This is a genomic window from Colwellia sp. KS18-150 (genome assembly GCF_057551365.1).
On sequence record NZ_BAAJMC010000008.1, the window covers coordinates 150994 to 158617 of the forward strand.

A 7624-nucleotide genomic window follows, 5' to 3' on the forward strand; every position below is an offset into this window, starting at 1 on the left:
TGTGTAATTGCTAGCTAAAGTGAGGTTTATTACAAAAGTGACCAGCCTAGCTTTATCACTTTTTGTTGTTCCTTATATTTTTAAACAGATAAAATATAGGATAACAAATGGGTTATCTCTTGTGTCAGACTAATTTACAAAAGCAATGACGCACAATAACAAGCACCTAATAATGGTGCTTTTTTTATATGTGATCATATAGTTAAGTTATTAACTTTCGATCTGAAAAGTTAAACCAGCATGTTTTTCCAAGCGTTCAATTAAAGAAGAGCCCATCGCTGAGGCAGGAGTCCAAATTCCACCACTTGCTAATTCTAAATTTTTCATTAAACAAATTGCACTCTCGCTGATCATTTTACATGTGGAGCCATAACCTGGATCTTTATCTCCCTTAACACTCGCCATTAACGACTCGCCATTTTCATTAGAGCCGATGAATAACACATCATAAAAGCCAGTTTCACGAGACTCTTTAGACGGCCCTTCCCCCGGTTTCATTGGATCATTAGCCATAGATTTATCTTCGGCAACCATTTTTGCCATTGCCTCACCTTTTGGGCCTGAGCCAGTAAGCATCATCTCATCATAAATAAAATCATCGCCATATTGGTGAGCAAGCAAATAGTTACTACGGTGTATGTTTTTAGTATTTATGGTCGCCATCACAAAGGGAGTCGACCAACTATTTAGCTCATCTTCGAAAATAGGTGCTAAACCTGAGGGTTGTTTAGGGCCAGTAAATGCTTCAGTAAGAGAAAATGGATTTGACAATACATCCACTAAAGCTGGATTGTTAGCGGCAGCTTTAACGGTTAATCGAAAGCTTTCTAATGTGCCGCCTGAGAATGTTCCTTTCATTGCCCTAACACGACCTTTAATACGAGGCATTGGCTTTGAAAGCTTTTCTAACGCATGATTTTGTAAAAAATGTACACCTAAATCAAACGGTACGGAGTCAAAGCCACATGAAAATACTATACGTGCGCCACTTTCTTTGGCAGTCTCAGCATATTTTGCAATCATTTCATGCATCCATGCTGGCTCACCGCATAAGTCCACATAATCTGTGCCAAATTCGCTACAAAGCTTAACGAGATCACTACCATATTTTTGATAAGGACCAACGGTAGTTAGCACAACTTGTGTGCTCGCAACCATAGCTTTAACTGAAGATTGCTCTTCCGCATCAGCAATCACAAAGGGGACATCCGCTGGAATTCCCATTTCGTCACGTACCAGCGCTAGCTTTTCTTCACTTCGTCCAGCCATTGCCCAATTAACTTCACCATCTATACCATACTGTTTATTTAAATATTCACATACTAATCGCCCGGTATAACCTGTAGCCCCGTAGACAACAATTCCAAATTTTTTATCAGTCATGCTAATTTTCCTTTTAATAATTCATTAATAAAGCTTATTACCATTAAAATAAGCTCTATCTATACAATAATTTTCAATTGTTAAGGTTTAGAATACAACGCCACTTCTTCATCTAATACACTTGTTAATAATGGGCTTTTTTCTGAACGAGCAAAAGCATCATCTATCGCTTTAAAGCGCTTTTGAATGACTTGACGATAATTAGGATGGGTAAAAATATACAACTCTTTATTAGTTATAGCTTCTACTACACGTTCACCTACCACTACAGGTGATAAACCGTTATCAATAACATTTTGCATATGTTTAGCGGCAGAAGAACTGTTAGACATACCCGCCTCTTTTTCTTTATCTCCTTTTAACTCTTCAGGTTTATTTCTGTTAGATAAGTTAATACGAGTTTTCACAAAAGCTGGGCAAAGTACTGATACTTGGATATTGTGTGGCTTTAATTCAGCGTACCAACTTTCTGACATGCCAACTACAGCCACTTTAGTTGCCGTATATGCGCCAGCAGTAGGAACACCCATCATTCCCGCCATAGAGGCTACATTGACTATCCAACATGGTTCATCATGTTGTTTCATTAAAGGCACCATGGTTTGTGCCCCATAAATTACCCCCATCAGGTTAACATCGAGTACCCAGCGCCAATCTTTATCATCGGTTTGTTCTATAACTCCTGGAATACTGCCAACACCGGCATTATTCACTAACATATTAACTTTACCAAATCGCTCGATGGCTTGGTCAGCAACATTTTTCCATTGATTAAGATCGGTAACATCCATTATAACCGTTAACACATTTGCCCCTTCACTTTCTAGCGATGAGCGAGCTATGTCCAACTGTTTAGCGTCAATATCTCCTAGGACGATATTCATACCTTGTTTAGCCATAGCTTGTGCAATGCCAAAGCCAATCCCCTCTGCACCACCACTGATAACGACTGTCTTTCCTGAAAATTGACTCATAACTTCGACCTTTTTATATTTTAATGGGCAATAATGCTCTACAAAAGTAGACAATATCTTCCCATAAGAAAAATCAAAGCAAAAATGCTAATTTTGAATACAGACTTATAAGTTTCACTAATAAAGTAAAACTTATATATTCTTGGGTTTAATAATTATGAACTACGCTAATAATGAGTTAAATAAGGATTTATAGAGGGGGATTATATATGTGTAAGAATGGTGTTTAAGGAGCTAATCGATTAAATGCACTTGCTCAATGCGTTTTAATACACCATAAGCTGAGATTAACGCCCAACAAACTTCTAGGCTAAACACAGGCCAATTTTGTTGAGTCCATAATAGAGGCAACAATGCACAGGCAGCATAAACATTAAGAAGTAAATATTTGAAATGACTTACTTTTTTACTGCTAAATAAAAAATAAGATAAGCAAAAAACATAAGTTGATGACCATCCTAAAAACACATGTAGATTTGATGAAGCTACACCATATTGAAAACCTACATATATTATCCAAGCAAGAATTAAAATTAAGCCAATATTGAACAACTTTTTAGATAAGGGGATTTTTGAAACATCAATATTTACGAGCAACATAATAGAAATTAAAGCCCAAAACCCGTTAATTACTACCGCTTGATACGATAATACGAATATTGAGCTGATCACCAAAGATATAGCAGCGATGAAATTACCCGCATAATATATTTTTGGCTGCCAGTTTTTTACTACTGAAATATAACCATGATTTATTAAGTATAAAACTGAGCCTAACCAACCTAAAGCAACAACCATCATTGAATCTCTAGGTGCATATTTTTAACGTAAAGCTCTTTGCCAACATGAGGCCCATTTAAGATCACGACATGACTTAAATCAATCATACTTTTGTAAAGGCGATCAGTGTTAGATGGGCTCAAAATTTTATCGCTCCAACTTAAAATTAACACACGAGTCCCCTGCGGTAACGTATAATAATCTGTTACGTTATTAAGTGATTTTTGTCCAACAATAACAGGGTAACCTTCAGCAGCAATTAAACGGGCAATATCTTTGGTTTTAAATCGCTCAACAGTAGATAGTTGTAAGCTTTGTATTTCTTTTACTTGGTGCAAAAGCTCATTCACTGTATCAATGACTACTCTGCCCTTTGCTGATTTAGGGGCGATAATATGAAGGGTGTCTTTCCCAGAAATATCGTTAAGCTTTTTAATCAATAACGCTTGATCACGGTAGGTATCGTTTAATAGAGTATTCATAACACTTTCTGTCATTGGCAGAAAATCAATTTCATTTTTAAACAAACTTTCTAATGCTTCTTTTTCACTTGAAAACGTTGTCGCTTCACTAAGATAGGCATCAATTAATTGGCCATAACTATATCCTGCAACTCGACCAAATTTATGTTTTTCAAGTTGCGAAATATTTAACTTACTTTCGTGTTGGCGATTGTAATAGATATGATTAGTTACGCTAAATACGGGCTCTGAAAACAAAGCACGAGCTTCTCGATCAGCTGTTTTAAAGTACGGATAAGCAAGTTGCTGTTTTCCACTAGCAACTAACTCAAATGCTAAATCATAATTTTTATATTGCCAATCAATCTGTATTTCATTTTGTCCAAGTACTTGTTTGAGTAGATCCGCAGCAGTGCCTAACGGTTTCTTTTCAGCATTAATATAAGGAGCCCACTCGTTAGTAGCGATTGAAATAGAATTTGCCCAACAAAAACTAGGGAATAATAGGAGAATAAATAAAATAATTTTCATAATTTAGTTTCGTTTGATGTATCGATATACAATAATAAGTAATAAGGTAAGACCAAATCCTAGCGAAAACATAATATCAGCATCAATTTCGGCAATGATCCCTAAAAAATATGAGCTTTTACTGTCGTTATAATCTAACGCAGGCCGGCTCATCATTTCACGACTAAACTCAGTTAAATATAGTGATAATTCAAACACGGCAAAAAAGCTTAATGCGACAAGTAAAAAGTCTGTCATTACGGTACTTCTTTCTCGCTTTTTATTATCTTCTTCTTGAATTCTGGCATCACAAATTTCAATCATTCTTTCTGAGTTTTCAACCAGTTGGTTAAATTTCCAACCATCAAGAATATTTTCAAGCAAAGCACGATTTGGTCTATTTAAAAACTTAATGTTTTCATAAAAACTAATTTGGTTAAGCCTGCAAGCAGTACGTGTATTAGCAAGTTTTTTATCAATTCTTTGCTTTTTCACATGCCCATAAGCTATTTCAATAGCACCACGTAACGAGCTATTACAGTGCTCTTGAGATACATAGTAGTACTGAGCTAGTACCATGATTTGAATATAAGGATCTTCACCTAAAGGTCTGGCATCTTTTACCGCATAATTAAGCCAAGTCATCGAATAATCTTTTTTACCTGCAATAATATCAGCCGCATCTTCAGGTCGAGTGGTTTTCTTTAACCACACAGTTAAGATATTTGCTATCTCCTGTTGAGCTAATTGCTTATCATCAATAAGTATTGTTCTAGCAACCCAGCTGCTATTGTTGTTGAGGTTAGTAGCTGAATATACAAACTCTTGTGAAAGTTGCTGGTGAAGCTGTTGTAAGTCCTGACAAAAATAGACAAAATATTCATCTACTTGCGCTTTCGCTTTATCTTGAACACATTGCTCTAGATATTTTACCAATGCATTAGTGGTATCAAACGACGTGGTAAGCTCATTAATATCGATACTAACTTCTGCTTCTGCAATTGCGATATGATTAGCAAAAACATGGAAAATAATATTGTCATTATCTACAGGTGACCAAGACATCAGGCGAATGTCTTTGGAATTCTGCTCCGTGGACAAATACTGCCTATCTTCGTTTTGTTGACCTCCTAAATGTAAAAAATTTCCCTGCCAACTTGATTGAACTTGATTACCGTTTTTATCTATAAAGCCATTTAAATCAATGGTTTTTAATGACTTAATCAGTTGAGGAGAAAATTGATCAACACCAAGGCGTAAACTGAGTGGCGAATGGATAGGGGCAATACCACGAAATTTAATTTGAGACAAAGAGATACCACTAATACTTTTATAATTAAAATTATACTAACAGAAAGTTATTAAATATACATAAAACAATGACGTAGCGATCAATTTAATTACAATTTTTTCTAATATTAGACAGTTTTAAGATAAAATATTATAGGCTCCCTAAAGGCATTTACGACTTAGGGAGCTCTGAGGAGATATTTAAGTAAACTAGGCTAAGTTTTCTTCAAAGAACTTTATTGTTCTTTGCCATGCAAGCTCTGCATTAGTTTTATCAAACCTTGCTGTCGAGTCATTATGAAAGCCATGCTTAGCATTGTTATACATATGCATTTTAAATGGTACGCCTAGTTGTGTTAGCTCTGCTTTATAATCTGGCCATGACTTATTGACTCTTTCATCAAGCTCAGCAAGTTGAATTAACAGAGGTGCCTTAATATTTTTTCTTAACTCTTTTTTAGCCGGAGTACCGTAAAAAGGAACACCAGCTGATAACAAATTAGAGTCTATTGCCGCAAGATAATTAACAATATAGCCACCAAAGCAAAACCCGACAGCACCTAGCTTACCATTACTCAGCTCGTGCGCTTTTAAATAATTAGCAGCAGCGACAAAATCATGCTGAATTTTAGCTCGGTCCAATGATTTCTGCATTGCCCTGCCTTCATCATCATTACCGGGATAACCACCTAAGGGGTATAACGCATCGGGAGCAAAAGCTAAAAAGCCCGCTTTGGCTAATCGTCTAGCAACATCTTTGATGTAAGGGTTAAGCCCCCTATTTTCATGAATAACCAATACAACAGGTAATTTACCTTTGAAATTCGTTGGAGTAACTAAATAGCCTTTACCCTTTCCGTGCCCTAACGGTGACTCAAAGTTTTCATAACTTGCTTTGATTTCATCATCATTAAATGAGACTTGCTCTGCTAAAGCGTAATTTGGTAATAATGCCGAGGTTAAAACACTCATGGAATAACCCACAGCGACTAAGGTACCTAGCTTCTTGATAAAAGTTCGCCTGTCCATCCCGCCGTGAGCATAATCGTCGTACCAATCAAATGCCTCTTGAGGAATATTCGTTGTTTCAGATTTCATGTTTACTCCTAATCATAAAAAGCTCAATTAATTACTTGTTTATATCATCATATCGATTGGATTAAAAACGAGCAATCTAATTAATAAAGAGTAAAGACAGAGCTATAACGACTATTCAATTAAGGTTTAAGTACCAACAAATCACAATTTACTTTATTAAGCACTTCCTCTGATACATGCACCGAAAAAGTATTGATTAAATTTCGATGTCCACAGTCACCCAAAATAATTAACTCTGAATCAATCTCAGCAGATAATTGAGTAATGGCATTCTCAGGAAGCTCTTGCGATAAATGAGCACTCTCAAAAGGTAAGTGGTAATTAGAACAATACTCCTTCATCATTGATAAGTGATAATCTTTATTGCATTCACTTTTTGATGATTCAAAATACATGTCGGAGTCTTCACCATAGTAACAATCAACAATATGGCAATTACCACCAATAAGTTGACTAAAGTGCTCTGATTCCTCTAATACCTTTATCGTTAACTCATGATGTTCCGGATTATTATTAAACACTTCCACAGCCGATAGAATATTACCGCCAGGTTGCCAATCATGATCTTTTATAATCATCAATGGGTATGGGCAATGCCCAATCAGATATGAGTCAATGGTGTTTAATTGATAGGTATCCCAAAAATCTCTTTTGGAGGCAGCAAGAATAACAGTATCTATACCATTTCCTGACGCTTCTCGTAAAATACCCGAGTAATGATCACAAGTAATGAGTTTATCCGCGACATTTATACCATCACCTTTTAATTTTAAGATTAATTTCTGCAGCGAAGTAGTTTTTCCTTTTAACTTTCCGTTAATATTACTTTTACCCTTTAATGTTAAATAGTGACTAAATCGATTTAATGTCGAATTGTTTCTAAGTAGAAGAATATTCAGTTTACCCTTCGAGCGTTTTACTAAATTTATCGCCCTATATATGGCTTTACTAACAAAGTTTTGCTCTTCGATTACCACTAATATATTTTCGTAAGTTTGCATAGGTGTACCTCACTACATTTGTAATGATTGATGTTCAGCGGTTTGGTGTTTGTCATTTACTTTGAAATACCCAAAGTAAATGATTAATTCTAGTCTAGAATCGATAACATTTTATCCTCGCTAGAAG

7 protein-coding genes are annotated in these 7624 nt (G+C 35.7%); all 7 read right to left on the reverse strand.

The features are described from left to right. Window positions 1–210: 210 nt before the first annotated feature. The 7 genes from AC27IF_RS12170 to AC27IF_RS12200 all read right to left on the reverse strand — a co-directional run bounded on the left by AC27IF_RS12170 (window position 211) and on the right by AC27IF_RS12200 (window position 7497). Entirely contained in the window at window positions 211–1383 is a 1173-nt protein-coding gene (locus AC27IF_RS12170) for a saccharopine dehydrogenase family protein (protein ID WP_487054602.1), read from the reverse strand. Between the two features lie 80 nt (window positions 1384–1463). Beyond that, window positions 1464–2357 (reverse strand): SDR family NAD(P)-dependent oxidoreductase, encoded by an 894-nt coding sequence (locus AC27IF_RS12175; RefSeq protein WP_487054603.1) that lies wholly within the window; start codon window positions 2355–2357, stop codon window positions 1464–1466. Between the two features lie 234 nt (window positions 2358–2591). After that, on the reverse strand, window positions 2592–3158 hold the full coding sequence (locus tag AC27IF_RS12180) for a CBU_0592 family membrane protein (protein WP_487054604.1): 567 nt from the start codon (window positions 3156–3158) through the stop codon (window positions 2592–2594). Then, window positions 3155–4129 carry a substrate-binding periplasmic protein gene (locus tag AC27IF_RS12185; RefSeq protein ID WP_487054605.1) on the reverse strand — a complete coding sequence of 325 codons (975 nt, stop codon included), beginning with the start codon at window positions 4127–4129 and terminating at the stop codon, window positions 3155–3157. Before AC27IF_RS12185 ends, AC27IF_RS12180 begins: the two co-directional genes overlap by 4 nt. 3 nt (window positions 4130–4132) lie before the next feature. Then, window positions 4133–5419 carry a hypothetical protein gene (locus AC27IF_RS12190; protein WP_487054606.1) on the reverse strand — a complete coding sequence of 429 codons (1287 nt, stop codon included), beginning with the start codon at window positions 5417–5419 and terminating at the stop codon, window positions 4133–4135. A gap of 189 nt (window positions 5420–5608) precedes the next feature. Beyond that, window positions 5609–6496: a dienelactone hydrolase family protein gene (locus AC27IF_RS12195; protein ID WP_487054607.1), complete on the reverse strand. Its 888-nt coding sequence runs from the start codon at window positions 6494–6496 to the stop codon at window positions 5609–5611. A 119-nt stretch (window positions 6497–6615) separates the two neighbouring features. Continuing rightward, complete coding sequence (locus AC27IF_RS12200) at window positions 6616–7497, reverse strand: universal stress protein (RefSeq protein ID WP_487054608.1); 882 nt, start codon at window positions 7495–7497, stop codon at window positions 6616–6618. Window positions 7498–7624 lie beyond the last annotated feature (127 nt).

Excerpts from the sequence above, each read along its gene's own strand:
- AC27IF_RS12170 (WP_487054602.1), bottom strand. The coding sequence starts at position 1,383 with ATGACTGATAAAAAATTTGGAATTGTTGTCTACGGGGCTACAGGTTAT.
- AC27IF_RS12175 (WP_487054603.1), bottom strand. The coding sequence starts at position 2,357 with ATGAGTCAATTTTCAGGAAAGACAGTCGTTATCAGTGGTGGTGCAGAG.
- AC27IF_RS12200 (WP_487054608.1), bottom strand. The coding sequence starts at position 7,497 with ATGCAAACTTACGAAAATATATTAGTGGTAATCGAAGAGCAAAACTTT.
- AC27IF_RS12195 (WP_487054607.1), bottom strand. The coding sequence starts at position 6,496 with ATGAAATCTGAAACAACGAATATTCCTCAAGAGGCATTTGATTGGTAC.
- AC27IF_RS12185 (WP_487054605.1), bottom strand. The coding sequence starts at position 4,129 with ATGAAAATTATTTTATTTATTCTCCTATTATTCCCTAGTTTTTGTTGG.
- AC27IF_RS12180 (WP_487054604.1), bottom strand. The coding sequence starts at position 3,158 with ATGATGGTTGTTGCTTTAGGTTGGTTAGGCTCAGTTTTATACTTAATA.